14 protein-coding genes are annotated in these 17,045 nt (G+C 65.5%); 2 read left to right on the top strand and 12 right to left on the bottom strand.

Features of this window, described 5'->3' with window-relative positions; all coding sequences use genetic code 11:
* Nucleotides 1–91: 91 nt before the first annotated feature.
* Nucleotides 92–613: a single-stranded DNA-binding protein gene (gene ssb, locus CFB24_RS00365; RefSeq protein WP_088518591.1), complete on the top strand. Its 522-nt coding sequence runs from the start codon at nt 92–94 to the stop codon at nt 611–613.
* An 82-nt stretch (nt 614–695) separates the two neighbouring features.
* Here ssb and CFB24_RS00360 read toward each other — a convergent pair whose 3' ends face one another.
* Genes CFB24_RS00360 through CFB24_RS00350 form a run of 3 tightly spaced genes read right to left on the bottom strand, consistent with a single transcriptional unit; the run spans nt 696 to nt 4,450 of the window.
* Complete coding sequence (locus tag CFB24_RS00360) at nt 696–1,928, bottom strand: CaiB/BaiF CoA transferase family protein (protein ID WP_088518590.1); 1,233 nt, start codon at nt 1,926–1,928, stop codon at nt 696–698.
* A gap of 4 nt (nt 1,929–1,932) precedes the next feature.
* On the bottom strand, nt 1,933–3,120 hold the full coding sequence (locus tag CFB24_RS00355; RefSeq protein WP_088518589.1) for an acyl-CoA dehydrogenase: 1,188 nt from the start codon (nt 3,118–3,120) through the stop codon (nt 1,933–1,935).
* A 16-nt stretch (nt 3,121–3,136) separates the two neighbouring features.
* Nucleotides 3,137–4,450 (bottom strand): MFS transporter, encoded by a 1,314-nt coding sequence (locus CFB24_RS00350; RefSeq protein WP_170068163.1) that lies wholly within the window; start codon nt 4,448–4,450, stop codon nt 3,137–3,139.
* 138 nt (nt 4,451–4,588) lie between these two features.
* On the opposite strand from CFB24_RS00350, the gene CFB24_RS00345 reads away from it, so the two are divergent.
* On the top strand, nt 4,589–5,515 hold the full coding sequence (locus CFB24_RS00345; protein ID WP_088518587.1) for a LysR family transcriptional regulator: 927 nt from the start codon (nt 4,589–4,591) through the stop codon (nt 5,513–5,515).
* Here the strand turns inward: CFB24_RS00345 and CFB24_RS00340 are convergent.
* The 9 genes from CFB24_RS00340 to CFB24_RS00300 all read right to left on the bottom strand — a co-directional run bounded on the left by CFB24_RS00340 (nt 5,497) and on the right by CFB24_RS00300 (nt 17,006).
* Entirely contained in the window at nt 5,497–6,879 is a 1,383-nt protein-coding gene (locus CFB24_RS00340; RefSeq protein WP_088518586.1) for a glutamine synthetase family protein, read from the bottom strand. The genes CFB24_RS00345 and CFB24_RS00340 overlap by 19 nt on opposite strands.
* A gap of 471 nt (nt 6,880–7,350) precedes the next feature.
* A complete protein-coding gene (locus tag CFB24_RS00335; protein ID WP_088518585.1) occupies nt 7,351–8,880 on the bottom strand; it encodes a sigma 54-interacting transcriptional regulator in 1,530 nt (509 codons plus the stop codon).
* 24 nt (nt 8,881–8,904) lie between these two features.
* Nucleotides 8,905–9,738, bottom strand: a complete 834-nt coding sequence (locus CFB24_RS00330) for an ABC transporter permease subunit (protein WP_088518584.1) — start codon at nt 9,736–9,738, stop codon at nt 8,905–8,907.
* Nucleotides 9,735–10,649 carry an ABC transporter permease subunit gene (locus tag CFB24_RS00325; RefSeq protein ID WP_088518583.1) on the bottom strand — a complete coding sequence of 305 codons (915 nt, stop codon included), beginning with the start codon at nt 10,647–10,649 and terminating at the stop codon, nt 9,735–9,737. The genes CFB24_RS00330 and CFB24_RS00325 overlap by 4 nt, the downstream gene beginning before the upstream one ends.
* On the bottom strand, nt 10,646–11,779 hold the full coding sequence (locus tag CFB24_RS00320; RefSeq protein WP_176440399.1) for an ABC transporter ATP-binding protein: 1,134 nt from the start codon (nt 11,777–11,779) through the stop codon (nt 10,646–10,648). The genes CFB24_RS00325 and CFB24_RS00320 overlap by 4 nt, the downstream gene beginning before the upstream one ends.
* A 60-nt stretch (nt 11,780–11,839) precedes the next feature.
* Nucleotides 11,840–12,943, bottom strand: a complete 1,104-nt coding sequence (locus CFB24_RS00315; protein WP_170068164.1) for a polyamine ABC transporter substrate-binding protein — start codon at nt 12,941–12,943, stop codon at nt 11,840–11,842.
* 160 nt (nt 12,944–13,103) lie between these two features.
* Entirely contained in the window at nt 13,104–14,489 is a 1,386-nt protein-coding gene (locus CFB24_RS00310; RefSeq protein WP_088518580.1) for an aspartate aminotransferase family protein, read from the bottom strand.
* Between the two features lie 25 nt (nt 14,490–14,514).
* A complete protein-coding gene (locus CFB24_RS00305; protein ID WP_088518579.1) occupies nt 14,515–16,014 on the bottom strand; it encodes an aldehyde dehydrogenase in 1,500 nt (499 codons plus the stop codon).
* Between the two features lie 278 nt (nt 16,015–16,292).
* The gene (locus CFB24_RS00300) at nt 16,293–17,006 is read right to left on the bottom strand and encodes a GntR family transcriptional regulator (RefSeq protein ID WP_088518578.1); all 714 of its coding nucleotides are present in this window, start codon (nt 17,004–17,006) and stop codon (nt 16,293–16,295) included.
* Nucleotides 17,007–17,045: the final 39 nt, after the last annotated feature.

Genomic DNA, 17,045 nt, shown 5'->3' with positions numbered 1-17,045 from the left:
CCTGAGAGCATCTGTGGAAAAGCAAAAACCGGACGCGCGTCAGGCGCGCGATCCATATAAGATGCGCCGCCAGTAAGTAAGGGAAGAACATATGTCGGGAAGCGTCAACAAGGTCATTCTCATCGGCAATCTCGGCCGCGATCCCGAAACGCGCCGCACCGGCAATGGCGATCCCGTTGTGACCTTTTCGCTCGCCACCACCGAAAGCTGGCGCGACAAGGCCACGGGCGAGCGCCGCGACCGCACCGAATGGCACAATGTGGTGATCTTCAACGAGAACCTGGGCAAGATCGCCGAGCAATATTGCAAGAAGGGCGCGAAGATCTACCTGGAAGGCCAGTTGCAGACCCGCGAATTCACCGACAAGGAAGGCAACCAGCGCAAGACCACGGAGGTGGTGTTGCAGCGCTTCCGTGGCGAGCTGACCCTGCTCGACAGCCGGGGACGCGGCGGTGAGGAAGGCTCCTATGGCGGCGGCGAAAGCTTTGGCCGCTCCTCGCCGATGCAGCGCGGCCCGTCGGGCGGCCAAGGCGGCGGTCAGGGCGGCGGTTTTGGCGGCGGTTCGGGCGCCGGCCGCACCTCGGATACGCTGGACGACGACATTCCGTTCTAATCAGCGGCGCGACCGGCTTTGTCGCGCCCGCGCCTGAGCGCGGGCGGCGGTCAAACCGTCCGGCTCCGCCCATGAAGCCGGCTCAGGCGCGGCGGCCCACAACGCCGCGCGCCTCCAGATCGTCCATGTCGGCTTCGGCGACGACGCCCAGTCCCGCCAGCACCTCGCGCGTATGCGCCCCGAGATCGGGCGGCGCGCTGCGATAGGCCGCCGGCGTCTCCGACAGCCGGATCGGATTGGCCACGGTCGGTACCGAGCCGAGCCTCTCGTGCGGCAGTTCGCGCGCCAGTTCGCGGGCCTGCGCCTGCGGGTCGGCGAACACGTCGCGCAATTCGTTGATCGGCCCGCAGGGCACCCCCGCCTTTTCCAGCGTCGCGATCCAGTCCTTGGTCGTGCGCGTGACGGTGAGGGCGCGCAGTTTTTCCACCAGTTCGTCTCGGTTGGCGACGCGCGCCGCATTGGTGGCGTAACGCGGGTCCGCCGCAAGGTCGGCCGCGCCGGCCTCGGCGCAGAAGCGCGCGAATTGCCCGTCATTGCCCACGGCGAGAATCATGTGGCCGTCGGCGGTGGGGAAATCCTGATAGGGCACGATGGACGGATGGGCATTGCCGAGCCGTCCCGCGCCGGGGCTTCCAACCAGCTGATTCAGGCTGCGATTGGCGAGGCAGGCGACCTGCACGTCGAGCAGGGCGAGGTCGATGTGCTGGCCCTTGCCGGATCGCTCGCGCCAGGCCAGCGCCGCCAGAATGGCGTTGGAGGCGTAAAGGCCGGTCAGCACGTCGGTGAGGGCGACGCCGACTTTCATCGGGCCGCCGCCGGGCGCGCCGTCGGGATGGCCGGTCAGGCTCATCAGTCCGCCCAGCCCCTGAATGAGAAAGTCATAGCCGGGGCGTTTCGCATAGGGGCCGGTCTGGCCGAAGCCGGTGATCGAGCAATAGACGAGACGCGGATTGACCTGCGACAGGCTGGCGTAATCCAGCCCATATTTGGCGAGGCCGCCGACCTTAAAGTTCTCGATCAGCACATCGGAGCAGGCGGCCAGCTTGCGCACGATCTCCTGACCCTCGGGTTTGGAAATGTCCAGCGCGACCGATTTCTTGTTGCGGTTGGCGGCGAGGAAATAGGCGGCGATGTCGCTGTCCGCCCCCTCGGGCGTTTTCGCATAGGGCGGCCCCCAGGCGCGCGTATCGTCGCCGCCATTGGGGTTCTCGATCTTGATGATCTCCGCGCCGAGATCGCCGAGCAACTGGCTGGCCCAGGGGCCGGCCAGCACGCGCGACAGGTCGAGCACGCGCAGGTGGGACAGCGCGCCCATCGGGCTAGTTCGCGAAGGCCGCGAGGCCGGTGACGGCGCGGCCGATGATCAGGGCGTGAATGTCGTGGGTGCCTTCATAGGTGTTGACGACCTCCAGATTGACCAGATGCCGCGCCACGCAGAATTCGTCGGAAATGCCGTTGCCGCCGAGCATGTCGCGCGCGGCGCGGGCGATGTCCAGCGCCTTGCCGCAGGAATTGCGCTTGACGATGGAGGTCAGCTCAACCGGGGCGTCGCCCTCCTCCTTCAGCCGGCCCAGCCGCAGGCAGAGCTGCAGGCCGAGCGAAATCTCCGTGATCATGTCGGCCAGCTTCTTCTGGATCAGCTGGTTGGCGGCGAGCGGACGGCCGAACTGCTTTCTGTCGATCGTATAGGAGCGCGCCGTCTCGTAACACGCTTCGGCGGCGCCGAGCGCGCCCCAACCGATGCCGAACCGGGCGGAGTTGAGGCAGGTGAACGGGCCTTTCAGCCCCTTGACCTTGGGCAGCATCGCGTCTTCCGGCACAAAAACCTCGTCCATCACGATCTCGCCGGTGATCGAGGCGCGCAGGCCGACCTTGCCATGGATCGCCGGGGCGGACAGGCCTTTCATCCCCTTCTCAAGAACGAAACCGCGAATGTCGCCCGCGTCGTCCTTGGCCCAGACCACGAAGACGTCGGCGATGGGTGAATTGGTGATCCACATTTTCGAGCCGGACAACGAGAATCCGCCGGGCACTTTTCGCGCCCGCGTCGCCATCGAGGCGGGGTCGGAGCCATGGTTCGGCTCGGTCAGGCCGAAACAGCCGATCCATTCGCCGCTCGCCAGTTTCGGCAGATATTTGCGCTTCTGTTCCTCCGAGCCGAACTCGCAGATCGGAACCATCACCAGCGAGGATTGCACCGACATCATCGAGCGATAGCCGGAATCGATCCGCTCGATCTCGCGGGCCACCAGGCCGTAGGAGACATAGCCGAGGCCGGCGCCGCCGAATTCCTCGGGAATGGTCGGGCCGAGCAGGCCGAGTTCGCCCATTTCGCGGAAGATCGCTACATCGGTCTGCTCATGGCGAAAGGCGTTTTGCACGCGCGGCGCCAGTTTGTCCGTGGCGTAGCGTTGCGCGGTGTCGCGGATCAGACGCTCGTCGGCGGTGAGTTGCGCATCGAGCGCGAACGGATCCTGCGCATTGAAGGGGACGCGGGTGGACGACATGGGGCGTTCTCCAAAGTTATTTTTCGATTTTCGACACGGCCATCGGGTCCTTCATGAAGAGGGACACGATGAGCGACAGCCCGGCGCAGGCGCTGACGTAATAATAGAACCAGACCTCGTGGCCGATGCTCTTGAGCCAGAGCGCGAGATATTCCGCCGTGCCGCCGAACAGCGACACGCCCACAGCGAAGGGAAAGCCGACGCCGAGCGCGCGAATGTGGACCGGAAACAATTCCGCCTTGAAGATGGCGTTGATCGACGTGTAGCCGGTGGTGATCAGCAGCGCGCAGCCATACCAGATCAGCGCCGAGCCAAAGCTCTGCTTTTCCGCCAGCGCCGTCAGCAGGGGAACCGTGCAGGTCGCGCCCAGCGCGCCAAAGCCGATCAGCATGGCGCGGCGGCCGATGAAATCCGACAACATCCCCGCCAGCGGCTGTATGACCATGAAGAACAGCAGCGCGAAGGTCGAGATCAGCGTGGCGTCGTCTTTGGAAAACCCCGTCGTGTTGACGAGATATTTCTGCATATAGGTGGTGAACGTGTAGAACGACACAGTGCCGCCGGCGGTCAGGGCGAGCACGACGCCGACCTCGCGCGGATGCCGCGCCAATTCGCGAATGTTCGACCGTTTTGGCGAACTCGACGTGTGGTCGGTGAAGGAGTCGGTTTCGGCCATGCCGCGCCGCAGCCAGATCGCGCCGGCGGCGATCAGCGCGCCGACGAAGAACGGAATGCGCCAGCCCCAGGCGTCCAGTTGCGCCGGGGTCAGCAGCACGCGCTGCAGGGTCACGAGGATCAGCAGGGCGAGCAACTGGCCCATGATGATCGTGACATATTGAAAGCTCGAATAAAAACCGCGCCGGCCCGGCGTGGCCATTTCGCTCAGATAGGTCGCGGACGAGCCATATTCGCCGCCGAGGCTGATCCCTTGCAGCAGGCGCGCCAGCAGCAGCACGATGGGCGCGGCGACGCCGATGGTTTCATAAGTCGGCGTGCAGGCGATCACCAGCGACCCGCCGCACATCAGCCAGACCGACAGCATCAGCGCCGCGCGTCGCCCCTTGCGGTCGGCGTAGGAGCCGAGCAGATAGCCGCCGAGCGGGCGCACCAGGAAGCCGACGGCGAAGATCGCCGCGCCGTTCATCAATTGCGCGGTCGTATCGCCGGATGGAAAGAATTTCGGCGCGAAATACAGCAGGAACGCCGAATAAACATACCAGTCGAAATATTCGACGAGATTGCCGATCGAACCCCGAAAGATCGACTGCAATCGCATCCGGTATTTTCGATCCGATTGCGTTTGTGGACGCGCGGCCTCCGTCGCAACCATGTCCTCTCCTCCCCAGGCTTTTTATTGTCAGATCCCGATTAGAGCGCCGCTCCCCCGCGCACAAACGACAAATCGACACTGACTTGTGCGCGATTGTCACAGATCGCGGCCTCGCTTACGTTGGGCGCGGGAGGGGGCATGCGACGGAAAATTCCAAACCTGGGCGCGCTTATGGCGTTCGAAAGCGCCGCCCGCCACGACAGTTTCACCAAGGCGGCGGAGGAGTTGGGCCTGACGCAGGGCGCGGTGTGCCGGCGCATCGCGCAGCTCGAAGATCATCTCGGCGTGCCGCTGTTCGTGCGCCTGCCGCGCGGCGTCAAATTGTCGGAGGCCGGCGAGTCCTACAGCCGGCGCATCGCCCTGCGCCTTGACGAGATCGAGCGCGACACGCTCGCGTTGATGTCGCAACCCTCGCGCGGCGTCACGCTGGAGCTGGCGGTGATGCCGACCTTCGCGACGCGCTGGCTGCTGCCGCGCCTCGCCCGGTTTTACGCGCAAAATCCCGACATCAGCCTCAACCTCTCGACCCAGACGCGGCCCTTCCTGTTCGACGGCAGCGGTTTTGACGCCGCGCTCTATTTCGGCTTGGCGGGCTGGCCCGGCACCCAGGCGCATCTGTTGATGCACGAGGACTCTTATCCGGTCTGCTGCCCGTCGCTGTTGAAGCGGCGCAAGAGCCTGACGCCCGAGCAGATCGCCGAACTGCCGCTGATCCAGCAGGCCACGCGCCCCTACGCCTGGCGCGACTGGTTTTCCGCACGGGGGCTGTTGGTCCCGCGCGACATGATGGGCATGAGAATGGAGCTGTTCTCCATGTCGGCGCAGGCGGCGATGTTGGGAACGGGAGTCGCGCTGATTCCCGCCATGCTGATCGAGGAGGAATTGCGCGAGGGGCGGCTGGCGATCGCCAATGCGCACGCGCATCGCGACGACAAGGCGTATCACCTGATCGTGCCGGAGCACAGCGCCGCATCGGAGCCGCTGGCGCGCCTGCGCGACTGGCTTCTGGAGGAGGCCCGCGCGGAGGCGCCGCGCGGGCCGAATTCTTACGCGTTGCGCAAATAGGCGTCGTATTCGACGTCGGTCACGCGCTGGCGGAACTCGTCGAGTTCCTGCTTCTTGCAGGCGGCGTAAAGCCGCTGGTAGTCGGCGCCGAAATAGTTGGCGATGAAGTCGGACTCCTCGAACGCCTCGATGCCGTCGTCCCAATTGCTCGACAGCCGCTCGAACACGTCTTCGAGATCCTCGGGCAGGCCGCTCTTGGCGGCGGGAATCGGCGGCGGCGCCAGTTCGTTCGCAAACCCGTGGTGCATGCCGGCGAGAATGGCGGCGATGGCCAGATAGGGATTGACGTCGGCGCCGCAGACCCGGTGCTCGATGCGCGACGCGGACTTGCTGGCGGTGATCAGGCGCACCGCCGCCGTGCGGTTGTCGTAGTCCCACGACGCATAGAGCGGGGCGTGGGCGCCGGGCGTGAGCCGGCGATAGCTGTTGGCGTGCGGCGCGAACACCGCCATCGACTCGCCCATGGTGGAGACGAGGCCGCCGACCGCATGCAGCATGGCGGCGCTGCCCTTGCCGTCCTCGCTGGCGAAAATGTTGCGGCCGGCCTTGTCGAGCATGGAGATATGCACGTGCATGCCCGAACCCTCGCAATCGCCATAGGGCTTGGCCATGAAGGTGGCGTCGAGCCCGTTGCGATGCGCGACGCCCTTGACCACGCGCTTGAGCAGCACGGCGTGGTCAGCCGCCTTCAGCGGGTCGGCGACATGCTTCAGGTTGATCTCATACTGGCCGGGGCCGTTCTCGCGCAGGGTGGCGTCGACCGGAATGCCTTGCAGTCGGGCGCAGCGGGTGATCTCGGACAGCAAGCCCTCGAACTCGTGCAATTCCGACACAGATAGCACCTGGGTCTGCCAGCCCTGCCATCGGCCCGCGCGCGATTTTGGCGGCCGCACCGGATCCGTGGCCGATCTCGTCGCGTCGATCAGGTAAAATTCCAGTTCGGCGGCGACGACCGGCCGCAGGTCGAGTGCGGCGAAGCGATCGCAGATGCGGGACAACACGCCGCGCGGGTCGGCGTAGAAGGGCTGGCCGCGCGAATCGCGCATGGTCATCAGGATTTGGGCGGTGGGGCGGTCGAGCCAGGTGGCCGGGGCGAGCGTGCCTTCGACCGGCATGCACAGGCCGTCGGGGTCGCCGGTGCCGGTGGCGAGGCCGGCTTCATCGACGTCGCGGCCCCAGATGTCCAGGGCGAGCGCGGAGCGGGGCAGGGCCATGCCCTTTTGCAGAACTTCGGCGGCGCGGTCGCGCGGGATCCACTTGCCGCGGGCGACGCCGTTCACGTCGATGACAAAGGCTTCGAGAACTTCGATCTCAGGCCATTGCGTCAGGCTCGGAGCGATGGAAAGTTTTTGGTCAACGATCATTATCCACCAGGGTTGAGAGGTCGCGCGGGGGCGACTCTTGAGCGCGACGGCTTAAGCGCATTGGCGCGGCGGCGAGCCCGGCGCAGGAACCGTAAAGCGTTCTTGCGTTGAAAATATGATCACATTTGCCTTTGAATCTGCCAAGGGCAATTTGAGATCAACTCTGCTCAAAGAAGCGGCGGACGCAGCCTTGTTCTTGGGCAGAGGGGCTTGAAATGAAGGGCCGGACGCCTCTCCCTCTCCCCGCGCGCAAATCGGGTTTACCCGATTTGCGCCACTTTATGAGGACGAAGTCGGCAAAAGCCGACTTCGTTGGGGGGAGAGGGCAGGAGTGAGGGAGGGGCGCTGGCTTCAACGTCGTCAGGAAAGCCATTTCACACACCGGGGCTAACGCCAGAATCCCCCTCACCCTAACCCTCTCCCCGCGCGCGGGGAGAGGGAGCAGGCGCGCCGCAGCGCAGCATTTTATGATCACAAATCCCGGCCGCCGCCGGTCAGGCCGTATTGCTGGAGCTTGCGCGCGATCATCGTGTGCGACACGCCGAGTCGCTCCGCTAGCTTGCGGCTGGAGGGGAAACGCGGCAGCAGCCGCGTCAGCAGGCCGCGTTCGTAAGCCTCGACGCCGCTGCGCCAGTCGGCGGGCTCGTCGCCCTCGCGCGGCGTTTCGGCGCGGCGCGCCTCCTCGCCGATCTCGATTTCGGCGTCGTCGCTCAGCGCCACCGCGCGGAACAGCAGGTTTTCCAGCTGCCGCACATTGCCGGGCCAGTCGGCGGCGCGCAACGCCGCTTCGCCGGCCGCCGACAGCCGCGCGCCGGAGCGTCCGGTCTGCGCCGCCGCCCGTTCGATGAAATGCCGGGCCAGCAGCAGCACGTCGTCGCCGCGCTCGCGCAGCGGCGGCACGTTGAGGCGCAGCACGTCGAGCCGGTAATACAGGTCTTCGCGGAAGGCGCCGCTCGCCACCATGGCCGACAGATCGCGGTGGGTGGCGGAAATGATCCGCACGTCGACGCGCAATTCGCGGTCGCCGCCGACGCGCCGGAACGAGCCGTCGTTGAGAAAGCGCAACAGCTTGGCTTGCAGATACAGCGACATCTCGCCGATTTCGTCGAGAAACACCGTGCCGCCCGCCGCCATTTCCAGCAAGCCCGGCTTGCCGCCGCGCGAGGCGCCGCTGAACGCGCCGGGGGCGTAGCCGAACAGCTCGCTCTCGGCGAGATTTTCCGGCACCGCCGCGCAATTCAGCGCCAGGAAAGGGGCGCGCCGGCGCGGGCTAAGATGGTGGCAGGCTTGCGCCACCAGCTCCTTGCCGGTGCCGGTCTCGCCGAGGATCAGCAGCGGCGCGGATAAAGGCGCGAGTCGCGCCGCCCGCTGCTTCAGCGCGTTCATCGCGGGCGAGGCGCCGACCAGCGCGTCCAGCCCTTCGGCGGGGGCGCGCAGCGCCTGCATGCGCGCGCCGATCCGTTCCGGCGAATAGAGCGTCAGCACGCCGCCGGCGGCGCGGCCATCCTCCGACACCCCGGCGATGTCGAGCTGGAAGGCGCGCCCGCGCAAGATGACTTCGCGCGAGGGGGCGTCAAATCCGGTTTCGGTCAGTTCGCGCTGCAAGGCTGCGTCGTCGAACAGCGCGCCAATGCTCAGGCCGGTCAGATCGACGTCGCCGCGCCCCGCCGCGCGCCGCGCCGCCTCGTTGACGGCGAGCAGCGCGCCCTCGGCGTCGGCCAGCAGCACCGGGTCCTTCATCGCCGCCATCAGCGCGTCGAGATGCAGCCGCTGCCGCGCGCCGGGCAGCATGTCCACGATCAGCGCCTCGGCGACGCCCGGCACATCTTTCAAGTTCGCGCGTAAAACGCTCCATTGGCCCGGCGCCAGTTGCGGCGCCTCGATGAAGACGTGCGGCGGCGCGACTTCCACCGCCGTCAGATTGAGGTTCTGCGCCGCCAGCCGCGCCAGGATTTCCTGCGCGATGCCGACGCGGTCGCGGAAGCGGACGTCAATGCGCATGAGCCGCCCTCCGCAGCGCGGGACTCAGGCCGTCGCCGTCTCCACCTTCCGCTTGCCGCGCCAGTCGGCGAAAATGGTGCGGAAGGTGGCGATTGTGGCGATGACGCCGACGAACAGGATGATCAGCGCGCCCAACGCGTTGATCTCGGGATTGAGACCCAGGCGCACCTTGGAGAAGATCACCATCGGCAGCGTGGTCGAACTCGGGCCGGAGACGAAGGAGGTGATGACGAGATCGTCGAGGCTGAGCGAAAACGCGAGCAAGAAACCCGACATCAAAGCCGGCGCGATCAGCGGCAGCGTGACGAGGAAGAACACCTGCAACGGCCGCGCGCCCAGATCGGCCGCCGCTTCCTCGATCGAAACGTCGATCTCGGACAGCCGGCTCTGCACCACGACGGCGACGAAGGCGGTGGCGAAGGTGATATGCGCCATCACGATGGTCTGGATGTCGCGGTGCGGCCAGCCGATGGCGGCTTCGAGCGCCACGAACAGCAGCAGGGTGGAAATGCCCATGATGATTTCCGGCATCACCAAAGGCGCCATCACCAGGCCGGAGAACAGCGTGCGGCCGGGAAAGCGCCCGAACCGCGACAGGATGTAGCCGGCGAAGGTGCCGAGCACGGTGGCCCCCGTTGCGCTCAACAGCGCGACTTCGATGGAGATGCGCGCGGCGCGAAGAATCTGGTCGTCGTGCAGCAGCGCGGCGTACCATTTGGTCGAAAACCGCGACCAAACCGTGACGAGTTGCGATTCGTTGAAGGAATAGATGACGATGGAGACGATGGGCGCGTAGAGAAACAGCAGCGCCAGCACCGACATCGCCACCAGCAGGAACCGGCTTTGCGCGGCGTTCATGGATGCCCCCCCGTGCCCTGTTGACGTTGCAAGATCATGAGCGGTCCGACCAGCAGCACCACCAGCGCCACCGCGACCGTCGAGGCCACCGGCCAGTCATGGTTGCTGAAGAATTCGTTCCAAAGCGCCGCGCCGATGGTCAGCGTGTCGGGACCGCCGAGCAGCGTCGGGATGATATATTCGCCGACCGCCGGGATGAACACCAGCAGGCTGCCCGCGACAATGCCCGGCATCGACAGCGGCAGCGTCACCTCGCGGAACACCCGCGCCGGCCGCGCGCCGAGATCGTTGGCGGCTTCGAGCAGCGACCAGTCCATCTTTTCCAGATGCGAATAGAGCGGCAGCACCATGAACGGCAGGTAGGCGTAAACCATGCCAAGATAGACGGAGAACTGGTTATTGAGGATTTCCAGCGGCTTGTCGATCACGCCCAGCCAGATCAGCGTCGAATTGATGACGCCGTTGGGCTTCAGGATGCCGATCCAGGCGTAGACGCGGATCAGGAACGAGGTCCAGAACGGCATCATCACCAGCATCAGCAGCGGCGCGCGCCATTTGGCGCTGCGCGAGGCGATGAAATAGGCCAGGGGATAGCCGAGCAGCAGGGTGAAGATCACCGTCACCGCCGCATTGCGCAGCGAGGAGGCGTAGGCGATCAGATAGACGGAATCGCTGAAGATCAGCTTGTAATTGGCGATGTGCAGCGTCAGCACCAGCGCGCCGTCATCGGCCCAGCCGACCAGCGGCTCGTAGGGCGGAATGGCCGTCGCCGCCGTGGACAGGCTGATCTTGGCGACGATCAGGAACGGCGCCAGGAAGAAGGTGATGAACCAGGCGTAGGGAATGGCGACCGTGAGAAAGCGGCCGAAACTGCGCGTCTGCGCGTTGGAGAAAATCGGCTCGCCGCTCATTTGTCGATCGCCACGCCAGCGGAAGCGTCGAAGCCGATGCGCACCGGCTCGTCCGCCGAGAACCACACGCCGAGATTCTGCGCCGCGACCTTGACCAGCAGGCCGCTCGGCAATTGCACGCGATAGAGCATGGAATCGCCGAGATAGGCGATCTCCTTCACCACGCCGTCCGCAATATTGTCGGCGGTGAAGGCGAACTCGTCGGCCCGCGCCAGGCGGATCTTTTCGGGCCGCACGCCGATGGCGACGTGGTGGCCGGACAGGGCGGTCAAATCCTGCGCGACGCGAACCGGGCCGCCCCATTGCGCGCAATCGACCCGCGAGCCGTCGGCGCCGCAATCGACCACCGGCCCTTCCAACAGGTTGATCGAGCCGATGAAGGTGGCGATGAAGCGGGAGCGCGGATATTCGTAGATTTCGCGCGGCTCGCCGACCTGGATCACGCGGCCCTTGTCCATCACCGCGATGCGGGTGGACATGGCCATGGCTTCGTCCTGGTCATGCGTGACCATGATGAAGGTGACGCCGACCTGCTTCTGAATGTTGATCAGTTCGAACTGGGTGGCCTCGCGCAGTTTCTTGTCGAGCGCCGACAGCGGCTCGTCGAGCAGCAGCACGGTCGGGCGCTTGACCAGGGCGCGGGCGAGCGCCACGCGCTGGCGCTGGCCGCCGGACAGCTGGTTGGGCTTGCGCTCGGCGAACGCCTCCAGTTGCACCAGCTCCAGCGATTTCTTGACGCGCTTCTCGATTTCGTCGGGACCCAGCCCCTCGTTGCGCAGGCCGAAAGCGATGTTCTTCGCGACGTTCATGTGCGGGAACAAAGCGTAGTTCTGGAACATCATGTTGAGCGGGCGCTCGTAGGGCTGCAGCTTCAGCAGATCGAGGCCGTCGACCGAAATGCCGCCCCGGTCGGGAAACTCAAAGCCCGCCAACATGCGCAGCAGCGTGGTCTTGCCGCAACCGGAGCCGCCGAGCAGCGAGAAAAATTCGCCGCGATAGATGTCGAGGCTGACGTCGTTGACGGCGGTGAAGCCGTCGAACGTCTTGACGACGTTCCTTATGCACAGTTGCGGCGCCACTTTCTTGTCGGCCCAGGGCTGCAGACCGTCTTCACGCAACAACACGTTCACGATTAAGCCTCGTCTAAGATCGGGGAAGAAAAAGGGCCGCGCGGGCGCAGCCCCGGAACCTCAATGGCCGGTCTTGATTTCCGTCCACAGTCGGGTGCGCAGTCGGTCGGTGGCGGCGTCCGAACCGGTGATGGTGTAAATGGTCTTTTCCACTTCCGGCGGCGGGAAGATGGTGGGATCGGACGCGACTTCCGGCGCGACGAACGGCTTGGCGTCGGCGTTGCCGCTCATCACGTAGATTTTCGAGGAGGTCTTGGCGATTTCCTCGGGCTGCATCACGAAATCGATGAATTTCAGCGCGGCCTCGGCGTGCGGCGCGTCCTTCGGAATCGCCAGCACGTCGATGTAGCGTTGCGCGCCTTCCTTCGGGATGACGACATTGATGGCGACGCCCTTGCCGGCCTCCTGCGCGCGGTGCTTGGCCACCTGCATGTCCGACGAATAGCCCCAGGCGATGCAGATGTCGCCATTGGCCAGCGCGTTGATATATTCGGCGCTGTCATAGCGGCGCACCGACGGGCGCGTCTTCATCAGCAAGGCCGCCGCCTTCTTCAGATCCTCGGGCTTCTTGGAATCGGGGTTGAGGCCGAGCGAGATCAGGGCGGGCGGGAACACCTCGGTCGGCGAATCCATGATGGAAATGCCGCAGCCCTTGAATTTGGCGGCCACCGCCGGATCGAACAGCATCTTCAGGCTGTCGACGGGCGCGTCGGGCATGATCTTCTTGATCATGTCCACGTTGTAGGCCATCACCACCGTGCCCGACATCCACGGCACGAGATAGGAATTGCCCTCGTCCTGCGTCGCCATGCGCGCCAGCAGGTTCTTGTCGAGATGGGCGTAGTTCTTCAGCTTGGACTTGTCGAGCTTCTGGTAAAATCCGCCCTTGATCTGGCGCGCCGCGAAGGGAATCAGCGTCGGCACCACGATGTCATAGCCGGAGCCGCCGGCGGACAGCTTGCCTTCCAGCGTCTCATTGGCGTCGTAAAGATCGTAGGTGACCTTGATGCCCGTCGCCTTTTCAAAAGCGGGCACGGTGTCGGGCGCGATATAGTCGTTCCAGTTATAGATGTTCAGCGTCGTGTCGGCGGCCGCGACCGGCGCAGCGCCGATCAGCAGGGCGGCGCCGGCAAGAAGCATCTGGCGGAATGTGTTCGATTTCATGATCCGACCTCGTTTCATCTTCTGGAATGATTCCGGCGAACGCCTCCGTTTCAGCTCCCAACTTAAGGGATAGCCGACCGTGCCGCGAGCGCGATTTTTTGGCTTTGTGGTCGCAGGCCGGCAAACCGGCCCGCGCGCCTGTGGATGGCGTGAAGCCGCGTCAGACCCCGCCGATTTCGGCGAGCGTGAGATCGAGCGCCTGGCGCACGATGCGCACGAGGTCGTCCACTTCCTCATGCGAAATGACCAGCGGCGGCGACAGCGCCATGCGGTCGCCGACCGCGCGCATCATGAAGCCATTGGCGATGGAATGATCGCGCACGCGCATGCCGGCCTTGGCGGCGCTGTCGAAGAAGGTTTTGGGCGCCTTGCTCTTCACCAGCGCGATGCCGGCGATCAGGCCGACGCCGTCGATACGCCCGACCAGCGGATGATCGAGCAGCGTGCGCAGGCCGTTCTGGAAGTACGGCCCGATGTCGTCGCGCACGCGCTCCACCAGTTTTTCATTCTGCATGATGTCGAGCGTCGCCACCGCCACCGCCGCCGAGGCCGGATGACCGGAATAGGTGAAGCCGTGGTAGAATTCGCCGCCGTTCTCGATCAGCATGTCGGCGACCCGAGTGCCGACGGCCACGGCGGAAATCGGCAGGTAGCCGGACGACATGCCCTTGGCCATGGTCATCATGTCGGGCGTGAACCCAAAAGTCTGGCAGCCGAACCACGAGCCGGTGCGGCCGAAGCCGCAGATCACTTCGTCGGCCACCAGCAGCACGTCATATTTGCGGCAGATGCGCTCGACTTCCGGCCAGTAGGTTTTGGGCGGCACGATCACGCCGCCGGCGCCCTGGATCGGCTCGCCGAACACGGCGGCGACGCGGTCCGGCCCAAGCTCCAGGATCTTTTCTTCGATCAGCCGCGCCCGGGCGAGGCCGAACTCGTCCTCGCTCATGCCGTCGCCCTCGCCGTACCAATAGGGCTGCGGCACATGGGCGATGTCGCCGAGCAGCGGGCCGCCCTGCTTGCGCATTTCCTTCTGGCCGCCAAGCGAAGTCCCGGCGATGGTCGAGCCGTGATAGGAATTGTCGCGCGCGATCAGCCAGGTCTTTTCCGGCTTGCCCGCCGCCTGCCAGAAGAACCGCGCCATGCGCATGGCGGTGTCGATGGCCTCCGAGCCGGAATTGGCGAAGAAGATGTGGTCGAGGCCCTCGGGCGTCACCTCCGCGATCCGCGCCGCCAGCTCGACGCTGGGCGTGTTCGCGGTGCTGAAGAAGTTGTTGTAATAGGGCAGCGCGCTCAGTTGGTTGGCGGCGGCCTCGACCAGCTCCTTGCGGTTATAGCCCAGGTTGACGCACCACAGGCCGGCCATGCCGTCGAGCAGCTTCTTGCCTTCGGCGTCCACGATGTGGCAGCCCTCGCCGCGCGTGATGATGCGCGCGCCCTTGGCGTTGAGCGCCTTGGTGTCCGTGAACGGATGCAGATGATGGCGCCGGTCGAGGTCCTGCCAGATGGCCTGACTGTTGGGAGCGCCCTTGTCGATGTGATTCATCGTCCTCACCTTATGTTCGCGCGCGTCAGGAGACGCGCAGCCAGGTTGTCTTCAGCTCGGTGTATTTTTCCAGCGCGTGCAGCGACTTGTCGCGGCCGATGCCGGATTGTTTGAAACCGCCGAACGGCACCGTCATGTCGTCGGCGTCGTAGCAATTGGCGTAGATCATGCCGGCCCGCAGCTTTGCCGCGGTGGTGTGCAGTTCGCGCACGTCGTCGCTCCACACGCCCGCAGCGAGGCCGAAATCGCTGTCGTTGGCGACGGCCGCCGCCTCCGCCGGGCTGTCCACCGTGATGATCGACAGCACCGGGCCGAAAATCTCTTCGCGGGCGATGCGCATGGAATTGGAGACGCCGTCGAAAATGGCGGGCGTCATATAGGCGCCGCCGGTTTCCTGTCTTGCGCGCGCGCCGCCGGTCAGCAAAGTCGCCCCCTCGGAGCGGCCGATCTCGACATAGTTCAGCACGCGGGCGAGATGGTTTTCCTCCACCAGTGCGCCCATGCGCGTCGCCGGATCGAGCGGGTCGCCGGGCTGATAGTCCCGCGCCAGGGCGACCAGCCGCTCGACCACCTGGTCATGCACGCCGCGCTCGACGATCAGCCGTGATCCCGCCGTGCACATTTCGCCCTGGTTGAAGAAAATGGCGCCCGCCGCCGCCGCCGCCGCGCGGTCGAGCTGGCGGCAGGAGGCGAGGATAATGTGGCCGCTCTTGCCGCCGCATTCCAGCCCGACGCGCTTCATGTTGGAGGCGCCGGAATAGGTCAGGAACAGTTTGCCGACTTCGGTGGAGCCGGTGAAGAACACGCCGTCCACATTCTTGTGCATCCCGAGCGCGGCGCCGGCGACCTGGCCGACGCCCGGCGTGACGTTGAGCACGCCCGCCGGCAGGCCCGCCTCCAGCGCCAGTTCGCCAAGGCGCAAAGCGGTGAGCGAGCTTTGCTCGGCCGGTTTCAGGATCACGCTGTTGCCGCTTGCGAGCGCGGGGGCGATCTTCCACGCCGCCATGATCATCGGGAAGTTCCACGGCGTCACCACCGCGACCACGCCGAGCGGTTCGCGCGTGACGGTGGCGAGCACGTTGGCGGCGGTCGGCGCCACCTCGCCGTAAACCTTGTCGATCGCCTCGGCGTACCAGCGCAGGCAGCGCGCGGTGGCGCCGACGTCGATGGCGAGCGCGTCGGAAATCGGCTTGCCCATGTCGAGCGTTTCGAGCAGCGCCAGTTCATGCTCGTTCTGCTCGATCAGGTCGGCGAAGCGCAGCAGGGTCTGCTTGCGATGCGCCGGGGGCAGGGCGCGCCAGCGGCCGTCCTCGAAGGCGCGGTGGGCGGCGGCCACGGCGCGGTCGATGTCGGCGGCGCCGCAGGCGGCGATCTCCGCCAGCTTCGCGCCATCGACCGGGCTGACGCAATCCATCGTCGCGCCGTCGGCGGCATTGACATGCGCGCCGTCGATCACGGCGAGGCTGGGAAATTTGAGCGCGGCGGCTTTTTCGACCACTTCGGCGCGGCTGAGAAAAGGCGGCATGATCTCCCTCCTTTTGTGATCACATTACCGAAATGTGATCACACGGCCGAAGGGCTGTCAACCGGCGGGCCGAGGCCGCGCGCCCTGGCGCCGGGCGCCGCGCCGCATCGGGCGCTGATGCTGCGATTCTTTCGTGATTTCAGGAGAATAGTGCGGATTCTCCTGGGGGTGGCGCCGGCGCCTCTGACGCTGGCCTTGCGTCAGGCCGTCCGAATCGTCATCGTCTTGACGCAAATTTCAGCAACGCCCGCACAAACTTCAATCAGCGGGCGCGCGGTTCATGCGATGCTGTCGGGGCTTTCGACATAGGCCTTCAGCAATTCATTGGTGCCGACATGGGTCAGGGCGTCGCGAATGTCGGCCTCCATGGCGATGCGCAGGCCGAGCGGATCCTGCCGCCGCAGCGCCGCCATCGCCTCGGAATGGCGGTCGACCTGATAAAAATCCTTGAGCCGCGACAGGGCGAGTCGCACAAAGGGGCCGAGTTGCAGCCACACGCTCTCCACCAGCGGCATCACCGTCTGGTGGGGGTTGGCCTCATAGATGAAGCGATGAAACTGTTGGTTCAGCGCGATGATTCGTTCGCGGTCGCCGGCGTCGTTGGCGTCGTCGAGCCGCTTGTCGATCGCCGCGAGTTCGTCCAGCTTGGCGCCGTGCATATAGGGCATGGCGCGCTCGGCGGCGTGACATTCCAGCGCGATGCGCAGTTCGCACAATTCGCGGAAGCGCGCCGCCGTCATGTTGGGCACGAGGATGCGGCGGTTGTCCAGTTCCTCCAGCGCCTGTTCCGACGACAGCCGGCGCAGCGCCTCGCGCACCGGCGTGGTGCTGACCTCCAGAATATTGGCGACGTCGCGGATGGTGACGGGACGGCCGGGCGGCACCAGACCGAGCATCACCGCCTGCCGCAGGCTGCGATAGACCCACTGGTTGGTTGTTTCCTTGGGCAATCTTTCCAGCGCGGGCAGTTTGAGCGAAGCTGCGGCGGCCATGTCGTCTCCTTGCGCTTTGTGACGCTTTTCGCGCCATCG

This window comes from Rhodoblastus acidophilus, from assembly GCF_900187365.1.
GTDB classification, from domain to species: Bacteria; Pseudomonadota; Alphaproteobacteria; order Rhizobiales; family Beijerinckiaceae; genus Rhodoblastus; species Rhodoblastus acidophilus.
This window is presented reverse-complemented; position numbering and strand designations above follow the sequence as displayed.